Genomic DNA, 23022 nt, shown 5'->3' with positions numbered 1-23022 from the left:
TCGGGGTGGTCGTGGTGGGTCATCGGGCTACTCGTTCGCCGGCTGCGGCGTGGACCGCAGGTCGAGCTCGGCGGCGTCCGTCCTGGCCCGCTGGGTACCAGAGTAGAAGCTGCTGAAACGGCTGCGGACGGCATCGGCGTCGCGCTCCTTGTGCGCGAGCGTGACCTCCTCCGCGATCGGCTTGACCTCGACGGGAGCGGCCTCCGGAGCGCGACGCTTCTGGAGACCCGCCTTGGTCTTCTCGACCTTGGGGCGCAGCTCCGACAGCGAGCTGAGCTCGGAGAACGCCATCCGGGTCATGTCCGCATCGTCGTCCGAGAAGACCCGGCCGGACGAGTGCTCGGTGTCGAGGACGGGCTGGTAGCCGCCCGCCTCGGCGGTCGCCGCGGCCAGGGCCGAGGCGCCGGCCGTCGTCCAGCCGCTGGGCTGGGCGAGGTCGTCGGGCGAGAACGTCGCGGGTCCGGTCTGCGGCTCGAACACCGGCGCCTCGGGCGCGAACGAGGAGAAGGGCTCGGACGCGTAGTGCCCGCGCTCCTCAGGCTCGGGGGCGAACGATGCGGCGGGCTCCGGGGCGGCCGGAGCGGCGGGCTCCTCCACAGGGGCGGGGGCCGCGACGGCCCACGGGTTGGCGGCCGGGGCGGCCTCCTCGACGGGCACCGGCGCGGTCGGCCAGGTCTCCGCCACGGGCGCGGGCGCCCACGGCTGCGGAGCGGGCTCCGCGGCAGGCTCGAATCCACCGGTCGGCTCGGCAGGAGCCGTGCCGTCGATCGGGGCGAACGGGGCACGCGGCTGCGGGGACGATGCGGCGGGGGCCGCGGCGTCCTCGTCGCGGGCGCCACGACCGAACAGGCGGCCGAAGAACCCGGCACGGCCGGCCTCCTCGCCCGAGGCCTGAGCGATGATGTCGTCCATGCTCGGCTCGTGCGTGCCGCCGTACGAGTACGGGTCCTCGAGGAGCGCCTCGGTCACGCCAGGCGACGGGACCGGCGACGCGGGCACGGGGGCCTGCTCGACGGGGAGCTCGCGCTCGGCGGCCGCCGCCGCGAAGGCGGCGCCGTCCATCCAGGGCGCGGCAGGCGTGTACGGCTCCGGGTCCGCCGCGGGCTGCGGCGCCTCGGACACCGGGGCGTGGGCCTCGGGCTCGGCGATGGGCGCCTCCGGCTCCGCCGCGGGGGCGGCGGGCTGAGCGGCGTTCCACGGCGAGGTCGGCTGCCACGGAGCGGGCTCCGGGGCGCTCGGCGTCTGGGACTCCGGAGCGAGGACGGCGGACCACGGGGTCGCGGGCGCCACCGGCTCGGGCTCCACCTCGGGCTCGAGCGCGACCGGCTGCGCGTCCGCGACCGGCTGCGCGGTCTCGACGGGCTCGTCCGCATCGGGCTCGAGGCTCGGGATCGTGAACACCTCGGGCTCGACCGGCGCCACGGGCTCGACCGGCGCGGGACCCGCGACCGGGGCGGCCGGGGCGGCGAACGGCGCGCCGTACGGCGAGCGGGCGAAGGGCGAGTCGGGTGCCTGCTCCGGCTGCGCGGGCTCCTGGCGCACCGGCTCGCGGCGCGAGACCAGCGGGATCTCGCTTGTCGCGAGCTTGGGCACGGAGAAGGTCGGCAGGGCCGGCGCGGCCGGCTCGGGCTCGACGACGGGCTCGGGCTCGGGCTCGTACGCCGGCGCCTCGGCTGCCGGCTCGTCCGCGGCGGGCGCGTGCTCGACGGTCTCGCCGTGCTCGACCGCGGCGGAGGCGCGGCGCATGGCGTCGAATGCCGCGAACGCGCCACCGGCGCTGCGGGTCGGCAGAGCGGGCGCCTCGGGCGCCGTGGGCTCGCCGAGCGCATCGGCCATGACCGGCGGGACTGCCTCGGGGAGCTCGGTGCGAGGCTCGGGCCTCGCGGTCTCGCGGCGCGAGCGGAAGCCGCGGAACACCGAGGCACGCTCCTCCGCGGTCTGCGGGTCGATCTCGGCGGGCGACACCGTCGGCGTGAACGCCGCGGTCTCCGCGTCGAGCGCGCTCAGCTGGGCGGCGGTCGCGCGGACGGGCAGGCCGATGACCTTCTCGGCCTCCTCGTTCGCATCGGCGGCGGAGCCCTCGACACGGCGGCGGCGCGTCGGCAGACCTGCCTCCGAGACGCCCGACGTGAGCTCCGCTCCATCGACCGGCTCGGCGGTCGGCGCGGCGGCGGCGTCGGCGGCGATCAGGGCGTCGATGCCCGACGGCATCGGGATCGAGTCCTCGTCGTACTCCGGCTCGCCCGACCGGCCCGCGAGGCTTGCGCCCGCGACCATCGATGCCGGCGCATACGGCGCGGACGCAGGGGTCGCCGGGGCGACGGGGGCCTCAGGCGCGTTCCCGGCGGATCGCGACGGGAGGCCGGAGACGGAGGCGGCGGGCGCCACCGGAAGCATCGGCTGAGCGGGAGCGGCCGGAGCGGCGGGGGCGGGGGCCTCCACCGGGGCCGCGGCCGCGGGCGCCTCGTCGATCGACTGGAACAGCGACGAGGGCAGGAGCACGGTCGCGACGGTTCCGCTGCCCTCGACGGAGGAGAGCGCGACCTGCGCGCCCAGGCGGCGGGCGATTCGACCGACCACGAAGAGGCCGAGGCGCTGCGCACCGAGGATCTCGGACGCGGCCGAGGACTGGACGCGGGAGTTCGCCTCGGCGAGCTCGTCCTCGGTCATGCCGATGCCGGTGTCGACCACCTCGACCGTGAAGCCGTCGACCGTGCGGCCGGTGCGGACCACCACGCGGGAGCCCGGGTCCGAGAACACGGTCGCGTTCTCGAGCAGCTCCGCGAAGAGGTGGGCGGCGGTGAGCGCCTGGTGGCCGAGCATCGCCGGGTCGACGATGAGCTCGAGGTCGACGCGCTCGTACAGCTCGATCTCGGAGGACGCGGTACGGATCACGTCGGACATCGGCATGGCGCGGCGGATGCGGCGACCGGTGTCGATGCCTGCGAGGACGAGGAGGGACTCCGAGTTGCGTCGCATCCGGGTCGCCAGGTGGTCGAGCGCGAACAGCCTGGTGAGGCGGTCCGGGTCGTCCTCGCTGCGCTCCATCTCGTCGATGCTGGACAGCTGGCGGTTGAGGAGCAGCTGGTCGCGGCGCGCGACGTTGACGAACATCTCCGAGATGGACGAACGCAGGGCGGCCTGCTCACGCGCGATCTCGATGGTGGCCGCGTTGACGCCGTTGAACGCCTCGGCGAGGCGGCCGACCTCGTCCTGCGACTCGACGCGGATCTGGACCTCGGAGACGTCGACGTCCTCACCCGGCATCGCGACTCGCTCCACCAGGCGGGGGAGCTCCTCACGGACCGCGGTCGCCGTCGTGGTGAGGCGGCGGAGCGGGACGACGATGCGGCGGGAGATCGCGAACGCGATCAGCAGCGAGCCGACGACGGCGCCGACCGCGACGGCCAGGGTCAACCACGTGGCGGAGGCCGCGTTGATGGTGTTCTGGGAGATCGCGCTCGTGGTGCGGTCCCAGACCTGCTCGCGCAGCGGCTCGTACTGGTCGAGCTCGGCCTGCACCTTGCCGGCCCAGTCCTCGGACTGCGCCGCGACGAGCGACGAGTCGAGACCGTTGAGCACGGTGTTCTGGATGGTGACGAACGAGGTGTCCGAGCCGGCCGACGCACCCAGCGCGGGCACCTCGATCGCCGGCTGAAGGCCGGCGCCGCGCGACTGCGCGGTCTCGAGGCGGAGGCTCGTGCGCTCCACGATCGAGCGGGTCTCGGCGATCTCCGATGCGGTGAACTCACCCTCGCGGATGAGGCGGCCGAACACGTCGCCCTCGTAGCGGATGCTCTCGATCAGGTGGTCGAGGGCGCCGTAGGCCTGGATCGTGCCGACGATGTCGCGGTCGGGGATGGCGAGCGCGATCGCGTCCGAGGAGCCGACGAACTGCTCGATGACCTGCGTGTAGTACACGACGACGGTGGCGGGCGAGATGCTCGCGGTGCGCACACCGGCGCGGATCTGCGGGAGCGAGTCGCGCAGCTCGTGGCCCGCGCTCACCGCCGCCAGCGCGGCCGCGTTGTCGTCCGTGAGCTCCACCTCGGCGGCGGAGACGGCGATGTGGTCCAGGCCCGCGTCGACCGCGGGGAAGATCTCGTCGAGCTGGTCGCGGTACTCGGCAGTCTCGGCGAGCAGGCGGTGGGCGTAGGACGCCTCCTGCTCGACGGCGTACGACAGAGCGGCGAACGGGATCTGGAGGTCGAACTCCTCGGGGCTCGAGCTCGCGAGCGTGTCGAGCTGACGGACGGCCTCGCGGTACGCGGCGTCCATCTGCTCGATCTCGTCGGCCGTCGGCAGGACCAGCCAGCCGCCCTCGGTCTCGGGGGATCCGATGGTGTAGGCGCGCGCCTCGGGCAGCATGCCGTCGTCGGTGACGCCCAGGCGCTGCTGGGTGAACGTGAAGAGCGTCTTGGCCTGCGCGCCGTCGAGCGACCGGAGGCGCTCCGCGAGCGTGCCGTAGCGGTACTCCACGTCGGCGCGCGCCTCGGCGAGCTTCTCCTGGGTGTCCTGGATCAGGTGGACGAAGTTCAGCGCAGCGGTGCGCTCGTCCTGGATCAGGGCCTCAGTCTCGCGCGCCTCGTTGAGCGTGTCGATGAGCTTCTCAGCGTTGGAGTTCTCGCGGTAGTCGCTGGCGGCGGAGAGCGTGATGTACGACACCGCCGACAGCAGGACGAGAATGGGCACCATGACGACGGCGAGGAGCTTTCCTCGAATACCGAGCCTCTGGAGCATGAAACCTTCCCCTCACAAGCCGCCGCACGGATCAGGGCGCTCCGTGCATGGAATCGGACGACTGCTCCCTTGCCCTATCGGCCGGAGCCGCCGGGAACATAAGCCTTCATCCACGTGCGATGTTTGATGAGAGGATAGGCGGCCCCCACTATGACGCAGGTAACGGGAGTATTTCGATGAAGGCATGCGTCATCACCACCCCCGGGGGCCCGGAGTCCTTATCCCTGGTAGATATGCCGTTCAGCCCGACACGCCCGGATGACGCTGTGATGCGAATCACAGCATCGGGGGTGAATCGCGCGGACATCCTGCAGCGCGAGGGCAGGTATCCGGCCCCTCCGGGCGCTCCCGCGTGGCCCGGGCTCGAGGCGGCTGGCACGCTGCTCACGGCCCCCGCATCGTCCCCGTGGTCGCCGGGCGACCGCGTGTGCGCCCTGCTGCCGGGCGGCGGCTACGCGGAGCGCGTGGCGGTCGACGCCTCGCTCCTGCTGCCCGTGCCGGACGGGCTGACCGATGTGGAGGCGGCGTCGCTGGTCGAGGCGGCCTGCACCGTCGTGTCCAACCTCGACGAGGCCGGCGCACGCCCCGGGGAGACGCTGCTGGTGCACGGCGGGTCGGGCGGCGTGGGCACCGCGGCGATCCAGATCGCGAAGGCGCGTGGCATGCGCGTGATCACCACGGCGGGCGGACCCGAGCGCACGGCACGATGCGCCGAGCTGGGCGCGGATGTGGCGCTCGACCACCGCGCCGACGACTGGGCGCAGGCCGTGCGCGACGAGGGCGGCGCGGACGTGATCCTCGACGTGGTCGGGGCCGCCTACCTCGAGGCGAACCTCCGGGCGCTGCGCACCGGCGGCCGGCTCGTGGTCATCGGCATGCAGAAGGGCGCGCGCGGGGAGCTCGACCTGGGGACGCTGCTCGCCAAGCGGGCGCGCGTCATCGGGACCACCCTGCGCGCCCGCCCGCTCGCCGAGCGCGCGGCGATCGTCGCGCGGGTCCGCGAGGAGGTCTGGCCGCTCGTGCCCGACCGGCTCCGGCCCATCGTCCATGCGACGCTCCCCCTCGAGCGCGCAGGCGATGCGCACCGGCTGCTCGAGTCGGGCGAGGTCTTCGGGAAGGTCGTGCTGACGGTCGCGTGAGCGCGGCCCGTCACATCACCGCGAGGCGGTCCGGGTCGATGAGCCGGTCGAGCACCGCGAGGATGCCGTCCTCCTCGACGGAGCCGAGCACCTCGTCCGCCACGGCCTTCACGTGCGCGGGCGCCGTGCCCATCGCGGCCGACTGGCCCGCCCACTCGAGCATCGAGATGTCGTTGTTGCCGTCGCCCACCGTGACCGTGTGGTCCGGGTAGACGCCCAGCTGCCGCCGCAGCGTCTCGAGCGCGGAGGCCTTGGTCACCCCGGGAGGCGTGAGGTCGAGCCACGCGGAGTAGCCCACGGCGTACGTGACGTCGTTGAGGCCGATGCGGTGGACCAGGTCGTCGAAATGCGTGACGTCGACGCCGGGCGCGCGGATGACCACGCGCGTCGCCTCGTCGTGGCACAGCTCGTCGAAGCTCGCGACGCGCTGACGGCCCACCAGCTCCCCCGCGGGGAACTCGCGGTTGACCAGGAAGCCCACGCCAAGGTCCTCGACCGCGAAGAACGCGTCGGGCATCTCGTCGCGGATGAGCTCGAGCGCGGCGCGCGGGTTGAACGTCACCTTCTCGACGATGTCGTAGCCGCCCGCCGCCCGCGGGTTGAGGCGCACCGTGACCGCGCCGTTGGAGCACACCGCCCAGCCGCGGCGGATGCCGAGCCTCTCGGCGACGGGCATCATCCCCATGATGTTGCGCCCCGTCGCGAGGATCACGTGGTTGCGGCACATGCGCGCACGCTCGACGGCCTCCGCGACCGCGTCGGAGATCTCGCCGCCCCAGTGCATGAGCGTGCCGTCGATGTCGAGGCCCACGAGGCGCCACGAGTCGGGTCCGAGCGGCGGGCGCATGTCGTGGGGATTCATGCCACGACCTTACGACGGGCCGCGCGCGCCGCGGGAGCGCGAGAGGTGACCGTCACGTGAACTCCGGCTCAGCGCACCGGCTCGAGGACCTCGAGACCGCCGAGGTAGGGACGGAGCACCTCGGGGACGTGGACGCTGCCGTCGGCCTGCTGGTGGTTCTCGAGCAGCGCGACCAGCCAGCGGGTCGTGCCGATGGTGCCGTTGATGGTCGCGACGGGCTCCGAGCCGCCTTCCCGCTTCTCGCGGATCGCGAGGCGACGGGCCTGATAGGTGGTGCAGTTCGAGGTCGAGGTGACCTCCATCCACCGCTCCTGGCTCGGGAGCCACGCCTCGCAGTCGAACTTGCGCGCAGCGCTCGAGCCGAGGTCGCCGGCCGCGGTGTCGATCACGCGGTACGGCAGCTCGAGGGCCTGCAGCATGCGCTCCTCGGTCGCGAGGAAGCGCGCGTGCTCCGCGGCGGCGTCCTCCGGACGGCAGTACGAGAACATCTCGACCTTGTGGAACTGGTGGACGCGGATGATGCCGCGCGTGTCGCGGCCGGCGGAGCCGGCCTCGCGGCGGTAGCACGCGCTCCAGCCCGCGTAGCGGCGGGGGCCGGCGGAGAGGTCGACGAACTCGTCGCTGTGGTAGCCCGCGAGCGCGACCTCCGAGGTTCCCACCAGGTAGAGGTCGTCGCGCTCGAGGCGGTAGATCTCGTCCGCATGCTTGCCGAGGAACCCCGTGCCGGCCATGACCTCGGGGCGCACGAGCGTCGGCGTGATCATGGGCGAGAACCCGGCGTCGATCGCGACCTGCATGGCGGCGTTGAGGACCGCGAGCTCGAGCCGCGCGCCGATGCCCGTGAGGAAGTAGAAGCGCGCGCCGGAGACCTTCGCACCGCGCTCCATGTCGATCGCCTGGAGGCCCTCGCCCAGCTCGAGGTGGTCCTTCACCGCGACGCCCTCGGCGGCGAAGTCGCGGACGGCGCCTTCGTGGCGCAGCACCACGAAGTCGTCCGCGCCGCCCGCCGGCACGCCCGCCTCGGGGATGTTGCCCAGCGAGCGCGCGAGCTCGACCGCGCGGGCCGACGCCGCATCGGCCGTCGCCTGCAGCTCCTTCACGCGCGCCGCGAGCTCCTTGGTGCGCGCGAGCAGCGCCTGCTTCTCCTCGCCCTGCGCGCGGGCGACGTCCTTGCCCAGGAGCTTCTGCTCGGCGCGTGCGGTCTCGAACTCCTGGAGCGCGGCGCGGTTGGCCGCATCGGCCGCCAGGACCTCGTCGACCACGGCGGGGTCGTCCCCGCGTGAGCGCTGGCTCTCCCTCACGAGGTCGGGGGTGGCACGCAGGAGCTTGAGGTCGATCATGCCCGCAAGTCTATCGACGGGAGACGTACGCTCTCCTCATGACCGCCGGGACCGTGATCGCGCTGATATCGCTGGTGGTGGCGCTCGTGGCGCTGTCGCTCGCGATCTCGACCACGCGTCGCATCGGCGTGCGCGACCCCGTCGCGGTACCGCCCATGTGGCGGCGCATGCTGCGCATCAGGCCGCTCCCGGCGCTCGACCTCGCGGCGGCGGCCGGACGCTCGGACGCGCGCGAGCGCGTGGCCTTCATCATGAACCCCACCAAGGGCGGCATCGCCGAGCTGCGCGAGCAGGCGTTGCGCGCGTGCGCGATCCGCTACCTGCCCGAGCCGATGTGGTACTACACGACCGCCGAGGACCCTGGCACGGGCCAGGCGCGCGAGGCGCTCGCGGCGGGGGCCGATGTGGTGGTCGCCGTCGGCGGCGACGGCACGGTCCGTGCCGTGGCGGAGGGGCTCGCGGGCTCGGGCGTGCCCATGGCCATCATGCCGATGGGTACCGGCAACCTGTTCGCGCGCAACCTCGACCTCCCGCTGGGCGATGTGCCCGCGCTGCTGCGCACCGCGCTCGAGGGCGCCGAGCGGAGCTCCGACGTGGGCTGGCTCACGCTCGTGAGGACGCCCGAGGGCGAGGAGGAGGGCGAGCGCCACATCTTCCTGGTGATCGCGGGCGCGGGACTCGACGCGGAGATGGTCGCGGGCGCGGACGACAGGCTCAAGAAGCAGTTCGGGTGGGTCGCCTACTTCTTCGCCGCGGTGCAGCATCTGGGCAAGCGCATGATGGCCCGCATCACGGTCGACGACGGCGAGCCCGTGGACAGCCACATGCGCACGGTGCTCCTCGCGAACGTCGGCCGGCTCCCGGCCGGGATCCAGCTGGTGCCGGATGCCAGCTTCGACGACGGCATGATCGACGTCGCGACGCTCGACGCGCGCGGCGGGATCGTCGGGTGGACCGAGCTGTTCGGCACCGTGGTCGCGCAGGGCGCGGGCATCCGCGAGCCGTGGCACACGCGCGTGTGGCGCACGTCGCGCATCGACCACGTGCGCGGGCGCACCGTCGACATCCGCTTCGACGAGCCGCAGAAGGTCCAGGTCGACGGCGAGTCGCTGGGACGCGCGACGCGCGTGCTGGGCGAGGTGGACGCGGGCGCGCTCAGGCTGCGCGTGCCGGCGACCAGCGTGCCGGGCGGCGAGGCGACGCACGATGCGGAGGCGCTGCCCGGATCGTCCGAGGCCGGCTGACCCGCCGCCCTGCGCCCCGCGGACACGGTCCCCGTCGCGACTAGTGCCGTCCGGAGCGCAGGCCCTGGACCCACGCCCGTGCCTCCGCGAAGTCCTCCGCCGAGGTGCCCGACGCGACCGGCGTCGGATAGCCCGAGGCCGCCGGGTAGGACCCGAGGAACACGACCACCGGGTTGGTGCGCTTGAGGCCCACCAGAGCCTCCGCCATGCGGGGCTCGTCGATGTGGGCGAGCGCGTCGACCGAGAACGAGTACTCGCCGGGACGGTCCGAGCGCGGGCGGCTCTCGATGCGCGAGAGGTTGACGCCGCGCGCCGCGAACTGCTCGAGCATCGCGAGCAGCGCACCGGCGCGGTCGTCGGGGAGGCAGATCGCGAGCGTCGTCTTGTCGGCCCCGGTCGGGGCGGGCACCTGGCTCGGACGGCCGATCTTCACGAACCTGGTCGCGGCGTGAGGATTGTCCGCGACCCCCGCGGTCAGCACCTCGAGGCCCAGCCGCTCGCCCAGGCCCGGAGGCGCGAGCGCCGCCTCGAAGCCACCGACCCCGGCGGCGAGCTCCTGCGCCGCGGCGGCGTTGGACGATGCGGCGATCTGCACGGCGCCGGGCAGCGTGGCCGCGAGCCAGCGCCGGCACTGGTTGAGGCCGTGGGAGTGCGCGGAGACGGCGGTGATGTCCTCGATCACGGTGCCGCGACGCACCACGAGCTCGAAGGACACCGGAAGCACCACCTCGCCGAGGATGACGAGCGGATCCCCCTGCGCGAGCGTGTCGAGCGTGGCGGTGACGCCCCCCTCGACCGTGTTCTCGATCGCGACGACCGCGTGGTCCACGTCGCCCGAGCGCACCGCCGCGAGCGCGGCGGGGACGTCGATCATGGGGACGGGCTCGACCTCGCCGACGTCGACCATCGCGAGGAGCGCCGCCTCCGTGAACGTGCCCGACGGGCCCAGGTACGCGTAGCGGGGCAGGTCCGTCACGAGTCCTCCTCGGGCTCCGTGGTCTCGGGAGCGGGAGGCGCATCGTCCGGATGCGGGCGGAGCCGCTGGCCCATGGAGGCCCGCGTCGACTGCATCCGGCCGCGGATGCGCCGCGCGCTCACCACCGTCAGGACCTCACGGTAGCGGTTGGCGCGTCCCACGGGGGTGCGGTCCTCGATCGACGGGCCCTTGTGGCGGATGTCGCACTCCACCTCGGTGATCGCGAGCCCGGCATGGAGCACGTCGAGCGTCATCGCGACCTCGAGCCCGTTGCCGCGCGCGAGCGGCATCGCGACCTCGAGCGCCTCCCGGGTGAGGCAGCGGATGCGTCCGAGCGGCTGACGCGGGGACCAGCCGGTGGCCTTCTCCACCGCGGTGCGCGCGATCTTGGACGGGACGCCGGGCGCGACCGCCTGGGTGTCCGTGAGCGCGACCGCGAGGTCGCACACGCCCTCGAGCACGGCGGGCACCAGAGGCGCGGCGCCGATCGCGTAGTGGCCGAGGTTGGGATCGAGGATGAGGATCGCGCGCGGCGTCCCCTCCGGCTCGTCGCGCATCGCGATGACCGAGGCGCCCGTCTCGACGGCCGCCGACCGCCCGCGGATGTGGGAGTGGCGCACGACGACCGCTCCCGCGCGCCGCGCGAGCTCCTGCGTGTTGTCGGTCGACGCATCGTCCACGACGAGCACCAGGTCCACCCCGGGGATCGCGAGCGCGGCCCTCACCGTTGCCGCGATGCGCCGAGCCTGGTTGTGGGCGACGATGAGCGCCGCCACGGACGGGCCGGGGGCCGCGGCGGGGACCGCCATGCGTCCGCGGGCACGGCGCAGGCGAGCGCGTGCGAGCGCTTCCGTGGAGGCCGTCCTCCGCTCCGATCCCTCGGCTGTTGACACGACGCCCAGCCTAGTTGCACGTGACCCGCCCAGGTAGCACTCTTTGCCAAAGCCTTACCCGGATGTGAGGCAATCGACAGGGGTCCCTGGCAGCCATGTGAGGGCCGTGGAAGAGTAGGCCCCATGCATGAGCGCGCCGGCACCATCGCCCTTCCCGAGGACCTCATCGACGTCGACGCCCTGCTGGGCGCGTACTACGACCTGGTGCCCGACCCCACGGTCGCGGCGCAGCGGGTCGCGTTCGGCACGTCGGGCCACCGCGGCTCGGCGTTCGACACCGCGTTCAACGAGGCGCACATCGTCGCCATCACCGCCGCGATCGTCGAGTACCGCCGCGACCAGGGCATCGACGGCCCGCTCTTCATCGGCAAGGACACGCACGCGCTGTCCGGCCCCGCGCAGGAGACCGCGGTCGAGGTCCTCGCCGCGGCGGGCGTGGACGTCCGTGTCGACGCGCGCGACGGCTACACGCCCACCCCCGCGGTGTCCCTCGCGATCCTGGTCGCGAACGGCGCGGTGTCGGAGACCGGCCTGCGCACCACGGGCAAGGGCCTCGCCGACGGCATCGTCATCACCCCGTCGCACAACCCGCCCCGCGACGGCGGCTTCAAGTACAACCCGCCGCACGGCGGCCCCGCGGACACCGACGCGACGGGCTGGATCGCGAACCGCGCCAACGAGCTGCTCGCGGGAGGCTGGCGCCAGGTGCCGCGCTTCCAGCTGAAGAAGGCGCTCGCGGCCGACACGACGCAGGGCTTCGACTTCCTCGACCTCTACCTGGACCACCTGCCCTCGGTGATCGACCTCGACGCGATCGCGAAGGCGGGCGTGCGCATCGGCGCGGACCCGCTGGGCGGCGCCGCCGTCGACTACTGGGGCGCGATCGGCGAGGAGTTCAAGCTCGACCTCACGGTGGTCAACCCCAAGGTCGACCCGGCGTGGTCCTTCATGACGCTCGACTGGGACGGCAAGATCCGCATGGACTGCTCGTCGCCGTACGCGATGGCGAGCCTGCGCACGCTCATGGCGGGCACCGACAGCCCCTACGACGTCGCCACCGGCAACGACGCGGACTCGGACCGCCACGGCATCGTCACCCGCGACGGCGGCCTCATGAACCCCAACCACTACCTCGCCGCCGCGATCGCGTACCTCTACGGCGGCGCGCGCCCGCAGTGGCCGGCGAACGCCCGCATCGGCAAGACGCTCGTGTCCTCGAGCCTCATCGACCGCGTGGGCCGCGACATCGGCCGCCAGGTGGTCGAGGTGCCGGTGGGCTTCAAGTGGTTCGTGCCGGGGCTGCTCAGCGGCGACATCGCGTTCGGCGGCGAGGAGTCCGCCGGGGCGTCGTTCCTGCGCCGCGACGGCCGCGTGTGGTCCACCGACAAGGACGGGATCATCCTGTCGCTGCTCGCGTCCGAGATCATCGCGACCACCGGAGCCTCGCCCTCCGCGCTCCACGCGGGCCTGGTCGACCGCCTGGGCGAGTCCTGGTACGCCCGCGTCGACGCCGCCGCGACCAAGGAGGAGAAGGCGAAGCTGGGCGCGCTGTCCCCCGAGAAGGTCCCCGCGACGACGCTCGCGGGCGGCACCATCACGGCGAAGCTCACGACGGCGCCGGGCAACGGCGCCAAGATCGGCGGCCTCAAGGTCACCACGGACGAGGCGTGGTTCGCCGCGCGGCCGTCCGGCACCGAGGACGTCTACAAGATCTACGCCGAGTCGTTCGTCTCGGAGTCGCACCTGGGAGAGGTCCAGGCCGCGGCGCGCGAGGTCGTGTCGGAGGCTCTCGAGGGCTGACGGGCGGCCCCCGCACCCCAGAAAGGGGGCTGGCGCCGTCGCGCCTGCTCTGGCAGGGTGTGCGCCATGTCTAAAGCCTTGCGCACCGCATCACTGGCCATCGTGACCGCACTCGCCCTCTCGGGCTGCCTCAAGATGGAGATGAACTACACGCTCAACGAGGACGACACGGTCGACGGCTCGATCGTCATGGCGATCGAGAAGGGCGTCGGCGAGTCCATGGGCATGTCCGACGAGGACCTGCTCGCGGAGATGGGCACCGAGGAGTCGTTCGACGACATCGAGGGCGGCACCGTCGAGGCCTACGACGACGGCGACTACGTCGGCACCAAGGTGACGTTCGAGGGCGAGCCCCTCGCGAGCCTCGAGGAGCAGGACGCCGGCATCACCATCGTCCGCGACGGCGACGAGTACGTGGTCGGCGGCACCTTCGACACCGGTGAGGAGGACATGAGCATGCTCACCGGAGCCACCATGACGCTCGCCGTCACCTTCCCCGGTGCGATCGCCGACTCCAACGGCACCGTCGAGGGCAACACCGTGACGTGGGACCTGCTCGACGCGCCCGACGAGCTCATGGCCCGCGGCTCCGCGACCGCCGGCGGCTCGGGCCTCCCGGTGTGGATCTGGGGCGTCCTGGGCGCCGTGGTGCTCGCCGCCGTGGCCGGAGCCGTCATCATCGTGACGCGTCGCAACGCCCCCGCGACCGTGGGCAGCGCCCCGGTCGAGGGCGTCGTGGAGGCCCCGCCTGCCCCCGAGGCCGCGTCCTTCGCGCCCCCGGCCGCGGACGATGCCGCCGAGGGCTTCGCGCCGCCGGCACCCCCGGCCCCGGCCGAGGAGGCTCCGGCCGACGCCGAGGTGAAGCCCGAGGAGGAGGTCGCCCCAACCACCGAGCTCCCGGCCGCCCCGGATACGATCGAGCTGGGCTCCGTCGAGGGCACGGATCCTGAGGAGGACCATGGTCGATGAGAAGGCTTGCGGCGGCTCTCGCGATCGCCACAGCGGCCCTCACGGGCTGCGTGCGCGTCACCACCGCCACCACCTTCTCTGACGACGACACCCTCTCCCAGCACGCGGTCATCGCGATGACCGACCAGGCCCGCCTGGTGATGGGGGAGCAGCTCGGCCAGCTGGGCGACACCCCGCTGCCGGACGGAGCGGAGCTGCCCGAGGGCGCCGAGGACCTTGATGTCCTCGGCGCCCTCGACTCGCTTCTGGACCCCGACACGGTCCGCGAGGGCCTCGCCCCGCTCGCCGACGAGTACCCGGGCTCCGTCACCGTCGAGCCCTACGCGGACGACGACGGGCTCGAGGGCGTCGAGATCGACCTCGCCGACCTCCCGTTCGCGGCGCTCGAGGACGCCGCCGGCGTCGCGCCGGTCGGGGGAGCGAGCGGCGTCACCCGCGAGGGCGACACGTACGTGGTGGAGCTGTCCTCCGGCGCCGCCTCGAGCCTGTCCGCGGCGGGGGCGAGCGCCGACGACCTCACGCTGCTGGGCGGCGCCGTCGACATCGAGGCCTCGTTCACGTTCCCCGGGCTGGTCCAGGAGGCCACCGCCGGGACGATCGTGGGCAACACCGTCACGCTCGACCTCGCCGACCTGCTCAGCGCGGACACCATCCGGATCGTGGGCGGGGCGACGCCCCAGCACGACTGGGGCCCGGCCCTCCGATGGCTGCTCGTCGCGCTGGGCGCGCTCGTCATCGTGGGCGGCGCGACCTTGCTGGTGCTTCAGGACCGCCGGCGCCGGCATCGGACCCACCTGCCGCCGCCGCGCGCCTCGGAGGGAGGTCCGGGCACCGTCGCCGCGGACGATGCGGCGGCGGCCGTCGAGCCTCCGGCAAGCAGGCGGGACGACCCTCCGCCCGCGTGACCGCTCGGTCGGCGCACCCCGTCCCCGGATGGGACGATGGCGGACGTGCTCGACACCTACCGCGGCATCCTGTCCCACCCCGGCGCGAAGGCCTTCGCGGCCGCGGGCCTGCTCGCGCGCCTGCCGATCTCGATGTTCAACATCTCGATCATCCTCATGGTCCAGCTGCAGTACGACAGCTACGCGATGGCGGGCCGCGTCGCGGCGATCGGGACGCTCGTGTGGGCCGCGCAGACCGTCCCCACCGCACGGCTGGTCGACCGCATCGGCCAGCGCGCCGCGATGATCCCCCTCACCGGGGTGTTCGTGCTCGGCGCGGTCGGCGCGGTCGTCACCGCGATGAACCACGGCCCCGAGTGGCTGCTCTGGCTGACGGTCGCGATCGCGTCGATCCAGGGGCCGCTCGGCTCGCTCACACGCGCCCGCTGGTCGCACCTGCTCGACTCCGACCGCGACATCCACACCGCCTTCGCCCTCGAGGGTGCGCTCGACGAGGTGCTGTTCGTCACCGGCCCCGCGCTCGCGACCATCCTCGCGACGCTCGTGTGGCCGCCGCTGGGCGTGGTGGTGTGCCTGGTGGCCCTCGTGATCGGCATGTCCATCCTGCTCGCCCAGACCGGCACCGAGCCCGCGCCGCACTCGGGCACCGACACCGACCCCCTGGGCCTCCGGCTCCCGCTCGCCGTGATCGCGGTCTCGCTCGTCACCGTGGGCATCGGCGCGATGTTCGGCGCCTTCGACATCTCCGTGGTCGCGTTCGCCGACGAGGCCGGGCACCAGACGTGGTCGGGGATCATCCTCGCGATCGTCTCCGGCGGCTCGCTCCTGGGCGGGCTCCTCTACGGCGCACGCCACTGGAGCACGCCGCTGTGGAAGCGGACCGTGCTCGGCGCGCTTGCCATGACGGTCGGCTTCGGGCTGCTCGCGCTGTCGCCGAACGTCGTGGTCCTCGCCGCGCTGGGCTTCGTGGCGGGCCTCACCATCGCCCCGACGATGACCAACGCCGACACCGTGGTGCAGCGCGTGGTGAAGCGCCACCAGATCACCGAGGGCATGGCGTGGCTGCGCATCGGCATGGGCGTCGGCGTGGCCTTCGGCGCGTGGTTCGCGGGCGGCCTGGTGGAGGAGTCCGGCGCGCGCGCGGGGCTGGGCGTGTCCGCCGCGGGCGCGGGCCTCGCGCTCGTGCTCGTGCTCGCGAGCGCCGGCATCCTGCGTCGCGACACCGAGCGCGGGGACGCCGCCGGCGAGCACGATGCGCTGCCCCCCTCGGAGCGCGAGGTCGCGATCGAGCAGCCCTCGACCCCGCCGCACGTGTGACCGAAAGAGGGGACCAAGGTCCCCGCCGACCTCCCTGGGCGGACACTACCGTCGTAGACACAAGAACGTGGGCGGCAGCGAAGCCGCCCGAACACCCGTGGCTCGGGCGATCATCCGGGGACTTGGTCGCCCGAGCCGCACCCCATTCCGTGCGCCGGTGCCCCGCTCCCTCCCCCTGGGGCGCCGGCGCCGGATCGCGTCCGGGCACGTCCGCTCTCGTAGGGTGAGGCCATGGGGCCCGACCTCCGCATCGACACCGCCATCACGGCCGTGCTCACGGTCGCGGTCCTGCCGATCGCGATGCTGCCGGCCCTCGGCGTGGTGGTCCGGCGCTACGGCAGGCTCCAGCCCTGGCCGTTGGTGAGCGCCGCGGGGCTGCTGGCCTCCGCATCGGCCCTGGCCGCCTTCACGCTGTTCCCCCTGCCCGAGCCCGGCCGGCTCGACTGCACCGGCGTGGGCCTCACCGACAGGTGGGAGCTCGACCCGTTCGCGCAGCTCCGCCAGGTGGCGCGCGCGATCTCACATCGCGGTCTCGCCGACGCGCTCGACGGCTGGATGGTCCGCTACGCGTTCCTCAACGTGCTGCTGTTCATCCCCTTCGGGCTCTTCCTGCATCAGGTGACCCGCTGGCGCGGCACGCGCATCGTCGGGATCGCGGCCGGGACCTCGGCCGCGATCGAGCTCACGCAGGGCACCGGCGTGTACGGCATGTACCCGTGCCCCTACCGCACGCTGGATCTGGGCGACGTGCTGCTCAACACGCTCGGCGGCGCGCTCGGGCTCGCCGCGTCGGTGGGGATCGCGCGGCTCGCGTTCGCGAGCCCGCGCCCGGTGCCGGACCTCGAGCCTCCCTCGCGCGCACGGCGCGCGCTCGCGGTGGTGGTCGACGTCACGCTCGTGGTCGGGCTCGCGCTCGCGACCGCCTCGACCGTGCAGGCGCTGATCGCCCGGTCCGACACCCTGGCGCACGCCCAGGAGCGCATCGGCACCCCTTGGATCGAGATCGCCATCGATGTGGGCGCTGCGGCGGCCGTCACCCTGCTGCCCAGCCTGCTCCGGAAGGATCGCGCCACCCTGGGCGAGCTGCTGCTCAACGTGGCACCCGCGACCACCGGCGGCGCCGGCCACCCCCCGACGTGGCGCATGGTCGCGCGCTGGGCGACCCGGTGGCTGCCGTGGGCGCTCGTCCCCTCGCTGCTGCCCGCGATCCTGCTCGCGGAGGCGCTCGTCGCCGTGACGCGCACGGACGAGCGCTCGCTCAGCTCCCTCGTGTCGGGCACCACGACCCTCACGCGTCCCGCGCTCGCGGCGCTGCGCGCTCCTCGGGACGATGCGCCCGTGCCCGCGCGCGAGGGGTCGTAGGGCGTCAGCCCTCGCCGGCGAGCGGGAAGGCGACGCGGATCCTGAGCCCGCCGTCCTCCCCCGGCCACGCTCCCACGTCCCCGGCGTGGACCTGCGCGACGCGCGCCACGATCGGCAGGCCCAGCCCGTGGCCCGCGACCTCGGACCGCTGATGGCCGCGCGAGAAGCGCTCGAACAGCACCGGGATGTCGTCCGCGTCGACGATCGGGCCGGAGTTCGACACCTCGGCGCACGCATGCGCGCCCTCGCTCCACACGCGGCAGCGCACCCAGCCGCCCTCCGGCACGTTGTACCGCAGGGCGTTGTCCAGCAGGTTCGCGAGCAGCCGCTCGATGAGCACCGGGTCGCCCTCGATCGGGGCGTCGGCGATGTCGAGGTCGATCTCGACGCCGGCCTCGGTGGCCCGCGGCGACGCGGCGGAGACCACCTCGGCCGCGACATCGGCGAGGTCCAGGCGCTCGCGCGTGTGGATGACGTCGTCGGCGCGCGCGAGCGTGAGGAGGCTCGTCATGAGCGAGTCGGCCCGCGCCACCTGGGCCTCGACCTCCGCCGCGAGCTCGCGCGCCTGCCGCGACGGTCGCGGGGAGGAGAGCACGTTGTCCGCGGAGGCGCGCAGCACCGCGAGCGGCGTCCTCAGCTCGTGCGAGGCGTCCGCCGCGAACCGCTGGCGCGAGTCGAAGGCGGACTCGAGGCGCGCGAGCATGCCGTTGAAGGCACGACGCAGGCGCGCGAACTCGTCGTCGGGGCCGTCCTCCGGCAGCCGCCGATCGAGCGTCCGCTCGGACAGCGTGCTCGCCGCGCGCGCGATCTCGTCGACCGGGCGGAGGACCCGGCCCGCGAGCCACCACGCGAGGCCGACCGCGATCACCGCCGAGATCGCGAACGCGAGCAGGGAGCGCGTGAGCAGGTTGTCGAGCACGTTCGCGCGGGCGGCCTCGGAGATCTGCTCGAGGGTCCGTCCCACCACATCGCCCGGACCGCCCTCCGGCGGACCGCCGGCCTCGGCCGGCGGCGACGCCGACGCGCGTGGCAGGTCGACGCCCTGCTCCGCCAGCGCCTCCGCGAGCGCCTGCTGCCGCTCCGCCATCTGCGCCTCCGGCGCGGTCGCGCTCGCGACGAACAGGTAGGCGGTGGTCACCAGGACCCCCGCGAGCACCACGAACAGCAGCGCGAACATCGCGGTGAGCTTGACGCGGATGGTGACGGTCATCCCTCACCCTCCGCGCGGAGCACGTAGCCCACACCCTTGATGGTCTCGATGAGCGCGGGCTCGCCGAGCTTGCGGCGCAACGTCACCATGGTGACGCGGACCGCGTTGGTGAGCGGGTCGGCGTACTCGTCCCAGACCTTCTCGAGGAGAGTCTCGGCGGACACCACGCGCCCGGGCTGCGCGGCAAGGACCTCGAGCACGCCGAACTCCTTCGGTGCCAGGCTGATCGCACGGCCGTCGCGCGTCACCGCATGCTCGTCCGGCCGGATCTCCAGGCCGCCGATGCGGAGATGCGGGCGCGGCGCGATGCCGGCACGGCGTCCCAGCGTGCGCACGCGCGCCGTGAGCTCGACCATCGCGAACGGCTTCGCGAGGTAGTCGTCCGCGCCGAGCCCGAGGCCCTCGACGATGTCCTCGAGCGCGCCCGCCGCGGTGAGCATGAGGATCCGGGGCGGCGCGTCGGTCGCGGCCAGCGCGCGGCACACGTCGTCGCCGTGCACGCGGGGCAGGTCGCGGTCGAGCACCACCACGTCGTAGGCGTTGACCGCCGCCTTCTCGAGCGCCTCCGCACCGTCGCGCGCGACGTCGACCGCGAGGCCCACCCTCCTCAGACCCGTGGCGACCTCGCGCGCGAGCACCGCGTGGTCCTCGACGACGAGCACCCTCACGCGAGGACTCCGATCCGCTGCACGTGCACCCCTCTCGACGGGCCGGGCCGATGAACTCCGCCCACCCTACGCATCGTCACGTGGGACCAAGATAAGGAGCCGTCCCGCTCGGGTCAGGGGCCGGAGTCGCGCGAGACCGGGTCGGCGTCCAGCGCGAGCGCGAACACCCCGCGCTCGTCGGCGCTCACGTCGCACTCGACCACGAGCGGGCCCGGGCTCGCGTAGGTCCCCGGCAGCGACGTCCCCGTCGAGCCGTGGCACAGGCCGCGGGGCAGGCGTGCCTCGGCGAGCCGCCACTGGTCCGTCGTGAGGTCGACGACCACCCAGGTGCCGCCGCTCGAGCGCCACGAGGCCTTCTCCGTGGCTTGCTCGATCTCCTTGACGGTGGCGTCCTCGGGGATCTCCACCGGCACGGGCTCCTGCGCGAGGATCATCGCGAGCGTGCCGGCGCGGTCCGTCCACAGCTCGACGCCGGGCTCCCGGTCGCCGTCGACGGATCCCTGCGCCACGAGCGAGTCGATCGCGCGCTGCGCGTCGAGCGCACGGAAGGCGCCGCCGGGCTCGCGCACGAACAGCGAGCGCATCGAGCCGGCCGGCGAGTACCCGGCCCACAGCGTGCCCTCGCCCCCGAACTGCGGCAGCGGCGCGACGTCGACCACGGTGCCCTCGGTCCGCTGCGCGTCGGGGATGGCGGCGCCGCCCCAGTCGTCGACCACCAGGCCCGTGTCGAGCTCCACCTGGACCACCTGCGTGGTCGCGGCGCCGTCCTCCGCGCCGGTCTCCCGCGCCGTCCACGCGAGGCGGGCGTCGACATCGGCGTCGAGGACCACCACCTCGACGTCGGTGCGCAGATCGAAGAGCTTGAGCAGGTCGCCGTCCGGCGCGACCAGGTAGAGCGCCTGCGCCGTGCCGCCGGGCCGCCACGTGTCGCCCCCGGCCGAGCGCACCTCGACGGTCCAGCCCTGGTCCACGCACCACCACGCCGCCTCGGTCATGGCGCGCGCGGCGGGAAGGCCCTCCGCATCGTCCTCGATCATCGCCGGGCGCGCGGCCTCGGGCAGGGCGTCCCACTCGCAGCCCTCGGCGATCGCGGTCACCTCCGGCGAGGGTGAGGCCGTCGGGCTGGGCGAGGCGGTCGACGAGGCGGTGGCGCCCGGCTGCGCCGTGCCCTCGACGCGCACGATGGGCTCGACGGTGAGGTACGCGCCGCCGAGCATCCCGGCGCCGATCGCCGTCGCGGCGACCGCGGCGAGCGCATGGCTCCAGCGCGACATGGGCACCTCCTGTCCGCGAGGGTAGTCGCGCCAGGCGCGCTCACCCGTCAGCCGCGCGGTCCGGGGCGCGTGAGATGCGTCACCTCGCGGCGGACGCCGCCGCTAGGGTGAGCGCCATGCCCGCCCGGATCGCCATCGTCACCACCGTCGAGCTCGCCTCCCCCGATGCGGACGAGGCCGCGCTCCTCCCGCACCTGCCCGAGGCCGAGCTCGTCGCGTGGGACGACCCCGCGGTGGACTGGGCCGGCTTCGACCTCGCGATCCTGCGCTCGACGTGGAACTACCACGACGACCTCGACGGCTTCCTCGCCTGGGCGCGCCGCGCATCGTCCCTCACGCGCCTGCTCAACCCGGTCGACACGGTCGCGTGGAACACCGACAAGCGCTACCTCGCGGACCTCGCGGCGGAGGGGTTCCCCGTGGTGCCGACCACGTTCGTCGCGCCGGGCGAGGCGGTCCCGGACGATGCGGTGGTCGGGCTGGGCGGGCATCTCGTGGTGAAGCCCTCGGTGGGCGCGGGCTCGAACGGCGCGCGGCTGTTCGACGGCGACGCCGCCGGCGCCGCCGCGCACGTTGCGGCGCTGCATGCGCAGGGCAAGGTCGCGATGCTCCAGCCGTACCTGGCCGAGGTCGACACGTCCGGCGAGACGGCGCTCGTCTACCTGGGAGGACGCTTCTCCCACGCGGCGCGCAAGGGCGCGATCCTGTCGCGCGACATGTCCTTCGACACCGGGCTCTACGCCGACGAGGAGATCACGGCCGCCACCGCGACGGAGGCCGAGCGCGAGCTCGGCGACCGCATCGTCGCCGCGCTCCCCGGCATGGGGCACCCCGACCTCGCCTACGTGCGGGTGGACCTGCTGCCCGCCGCCGACGGCCCCGTGGTCCTCGAGCTCGAGCTCACGGAGCCGAGCCTGTTCCTCACGCTCGACCCCGCGGCGCCCGTGCGAGCGGCGCAAGCCTTCCGCGCGCTCCTCTGACTCCGCGGCTCCGCCACACCGAATCGCGGCTCCGCCACACACGCACCGGCGTGTCGTCGGCGTGTCGCCGCTGACGGGGCCCGGATCCGCCGTTGACGTGCTCTCGCGTGTGGCGGAGCCGCGATCGGTCGGCTATCTTCTTGGCTTTGAGGGGAGTACTTCCCAAGCCCCGTTCCGGTCAATACGAGATCTTCGTGGATCCTCCCGGGCGGGCGCCGCGCCAGCGGCGAAGGAGACCTCAGGACTTCGCCGTACCTGAGGAGACCCATGTCCCCGCTCATGCTCGAGGCCTCGAGCTCCGAGACCGCGCTGCACACGATCGCCACCCCCGGGCTGTGGATCGGCACCATCGTCGCCGTCATCGGCCTGCTGGTGTTCGACTTCATCGTCACGCGCAAGCCGCACGAGGTCTCCTTCAAGGAGGCGCTCGGCTGGACCGCGTTCTACATCGCCATCCCGCTCGCCTTCGGCGGGTGGGTGTGGGCCGCGCACGGCTCCGACATCGGCGTGAAGTACTACACCGGCTACATCGTCGAGAAGTCGCTGTCCGTCGACAACCTCTTCGTCTTCATCCTCATCCTCAGCGCGTTCGCGGTGCCGCGGGTGCTGCAGCAGCGCGTGCTGCTGTTCGGCGTCGCCGGCGCGATCGTGCTGCGCGGCCTCTTCATCGCGCTCGGCGCGGGCCTCATCGCGACCTTCGACTGGACGTTCCTGCTGTTCGGCGCGATCCTCCTCGCGACCGCGGTCAAGGTGTTCCGCGACGCCCTCAGCCACGAGGACGAGACCGTCGATCCCGAGCAGATGCGCATCGTCAAGCTGCTGAGCCGCTTCTTCCCGGTCACCGGCGAGTACGAGGGCACCAAGGCCACCGTCATCCGCAACGGCCGCCGCGCGCTCACCCCGCTCGCGCTCGTGATGGCGGCGATCATCTTCACCGACATCGTCTTCGCGGTCGACTCCGTGCCCGCGGTCTACGGCATCACCGCCGACCCGTACCTCGTCTTCGCCACCAACGCGTTCGCGCTGCTGGGCCTGCGCGCGCTGTACTTCGTGCTCGAGGGCGCGCTGTCGAAGCTGGTCCACCTCGGCTTCGGCCTGTCCGTCATCCTCGGCTTCATCGGCGTCAAGCTGGTCCTGCACTGGGCCCACGGCGTGTGGCCGGGCGTGCCGACCATCCCCACGCTGCTCTCGCTCGTCGTCATCGTGGGCGTGCTCGCGGTCACCACCGTGACCAGCCTGCGCGCGTCCAAGAAGGCCGAGCTCGCGGCCGCCGAGGCCGACGTGCACACGTTCGTCGACCCCACGCCCGACGACACGGCCCGCTGAGGGACCGCGCGGGGCCC

Annotated in this window: 17 protein-coding genes; 9 read left to right on the top strand and 8 right to left on the bottom strand. The window is 73.5% G+C overall.

Annotated elements, in window-relative coordinates:
* Window positions 1–27: 27 nt before the first annotated feature.
* Entirely contained in the window at window positions 28–4740 is a 4713-nt protein-coding gene (locus AOM06_RS07430; RefSeq protein WP_082105393.1) for a nitrate- and nitrite sensing domain-containing protein, read from the bottom strand.
* Between the two features lie 119 nt (window positions 4741–4859).
* Here AOM06_RS07430 and AOM06_RS07425 point away from each other — a divergent pair, with 119 nt between their 5' ends.
* A complete protein-coding gene (locus AOM06_RS07425; protein WP_369401402.1) occupies window positions 4860–5879 on the top strand; it encodes an NAD(P)H-quinone oxidoreductase in 1020 nt (339 codons plus the stop codon).
* A 10-nt stretch (window positions 5880–5889) separates the two neighbouring features.
* On the opposite strand, the gene AOM06_RS07420 is transcribed toward AOM06_RS07425, so the two are convergent.
* Both AOM06_RS07420 and serS read right to left on the bottom strand, forming a co-directional pair.
* Window positions 5890–6741, bottom strand: coding sequence for an HAD family hydrolase (locus tag AOM06_RS07420; protein ID WP_228372887.1), 852 nt, complete (start codon window positions 6739–6741; stop codon window positions 5890–5892).
* A gap of 68 nt (window positions 6742–6809) precedes the next feature.
* Window positions 6810–8081, bottom strand: coding sequence for a serine--tRNA ligase (gene serS / locus AOM06_RS07415; RefSeq protein WP_062304117.1), 1272 nt, complete (start codon window positions 8079–8081; stop codon window positions 6810–6812).
* 38 nt (window positions 8082–8119) lie between these two features.
* Here serS and AOM06_RS07410 point away from each other — a divergent pair, with 38 nt between their 5' ends.
* Window positions 8120–9325 (top strand): diacylglycerol/lipid kinase family protein, encoded by a 1206-nt coding sequence (locus AOM06_RS07410; protein WP_062304116.1) that lies wholly within the window; start codon window positions 8120–8122, stop codon window positions 9323–9325.
* 40 nt (window positions 9326–9365) lie between these two features.
* Here AOM06_RS07410 and pheA read toward each other — a convergent pair whose 3' ends face one another.
* Together pheA and AOM06_RS07400 are read right to left on the bottom strand one after the other, a co-directional pair.
* On the bottom strand, window positions 9366–10301 hold the full coding sequence (gene pheA / locus AOM06_RS07405) for a prephenate dehydratase (protein ID WP_062304115.1): 936 nt from the start codon (window positions 10299–10301) through the stop codon (window positions 9366–9368).
* Window positions 10298–11194, bottom strand: coding sequence for a glycosyltransferase family 2 protein (locus AOM06_RS07400; protein WP_228372886.1), 897 nt, complete (start codon window positions 11192–11194; stop codon window positions 10298–10300). Before AOM06_RS07400 ends, pheA begins: the two co-directional genes overlap by 4 nt.
* A gap of 123 nt (window positions 11195–11317) precedes the next feature.
* Between AOM06_RS07400 and pgm the strand changes: the two genes are divergently transcribed.
* From pgm to AOM06_RS07375, 5 genes are all read left to right on the top strand, one after another.
* Window positions 11318–12994 (top strand): phosphoglucomutase (alpha-D-glucose-1,6-bisphosphate-dependent), encoded by a 1677-nt coding sequence (gene pgm, locus AOM06_RS07395; RefSeq protein ID WP_062304114.1) that lies wholly within the window; start codon window positions 11318–11320, stop codon window positions 12992–12994.
* Window positions 12995–13096: 102 nt separating this feature from the next.
* Window positions 13097–13963 (top strand): LppM family (lipo)protein, encoded by an 867-nt coding sequence (locus AOM06_RS07390; protein WP_156163617.1) that lies wholly within the window; start codon window positions 13097–13099, stop codon window positions 13961–13963.
* Window positions 13960–14868 (top strand): LppM family (lipo)protein, encoded by a 909-nt coding sequence (locus AOM06_RS07385; RefSeq protein WP_062304112.1) that lies wholly within the window; start codon window positions 13960–13962, stop codon window positions 14866–14868. The genes AOM06_RS07390 and AOM06_RS07385 overlap by 4 nt, the downstream gene beginning before the upstream one ends.
* Window positions 14869–14904: 36 nt before the next feature.
* Window positions 14905–16185, top strand: a complete 1281-nt coding sequence (locus tag AOM06_RS07380) for an MFS transporter (protein ID WP_062304111.1) — start codon at window positions 14905–14907, stop codon at window positions 16183–16185.
* A 231-nt stretch (window positions 16186–16416) separates the two neighbouring features.
* The gene (locus tag AOM06_RS07375) at window positions 16417–17547 is read left to right on the top strand and encodes a VanZ family protein (RefSeq protein WP_062304110.1); all 1131 of its coding nucleotides are present in this window, start codon (window positions 16417–16419) and stop codon (window positions 17545–17547) included.
* 4 nt (window positions 17548–17551) lie between these two features.
* On the opposite strand, the gene AOM06_RS07370 is transcribed toward AOM06_RS07375, so the two are convergent.
* The 3 genes from AOM06_RS07370 to AOM06_RS07360 form a co-directional block, all read right to left on the bottom strand.
* On the bottom strand, window positions 17552–18757 hold the full coding sequence (locus tag AOM06_RS07370; protein WP_062304109.1) for a sensor histidine kinase: 1206 nt from the start codon (window positions 18755–18757) through the stop codon (window positions 17552–17554).
* Window positions 18754–19425, bottom strand: coding sequence for a response regulator transcription factor (locus tag AOM06_RS07365; protein WP_062304108.1), 672 nt, complete (start codon window positions 19423–19425; stop codon window positions 18754–18756). The genes AOM06_RS07370 and AOM06_RS07365 overlap by 4 nt, the downstream gene beginning before the upstream one ends.
* Window positions 19426–19538: 113 nt before the next feature.
* Window positions 19539–20699, bottom strand: coding sequence for a hypothetical protein (locus tag AOM06_RS07360; protein ID WP_062304107.1), 1161 nt, complete (start codon window positions 20697–20699; stop codon window positions 19539–19541).
* A gap of 116 nt (window positions 20700–20815) precedes the next feature.
* On the opposite strand from AOM06_RS07360, the gene AOM06_RS07355 reads away from it, so the two are divergent.
* Together AOM06_RS07355 and AOM06_RS07350 are read left to right on the top strand one after the other, a co-directional pair.
* Window positions 20816–21679 carry an ATP-grasp domain-containing protein gene (locus AOM06_RS07355; RefSeq protein ID WP_062304106.1) on the top strand — a complete coding sequence of 288 codons (864 nt, stop codon included), beginning with the start codon at window positions 20816–20818 and terminating at the stop codon, window positions 21677–21679.
* A 267-nt stretch (window positions 21680–21946) separates the two neighbouring features.
* Window positions 21947–23005 carry a TerC family protein gene (locus AOM06_RS07350; protein ID WP_062304105.1) on the top strand — a complete coding sequence of 353 codons (1059 nt, stop codon included), beginning with the start codon at window positions 21947–21949 and terminating at the stop codon, window positions 23003–23005.
* Window positions 23006–23022: the final 17 nt, after the last annotated feature.

The organism is Demequina subtropica, from assembly GCF_000971235.1.
Classification (GTDB): Bacteria; Actinomycetota; Actinomycetes; order Actinomycetales; family Demequinaceae; genus Demequina; species Demequina subtropica.
Note: the sequence above shows the minus strand (reverse complement) of the source record. Positions and strands in the feature narration are given on the sequence as shown.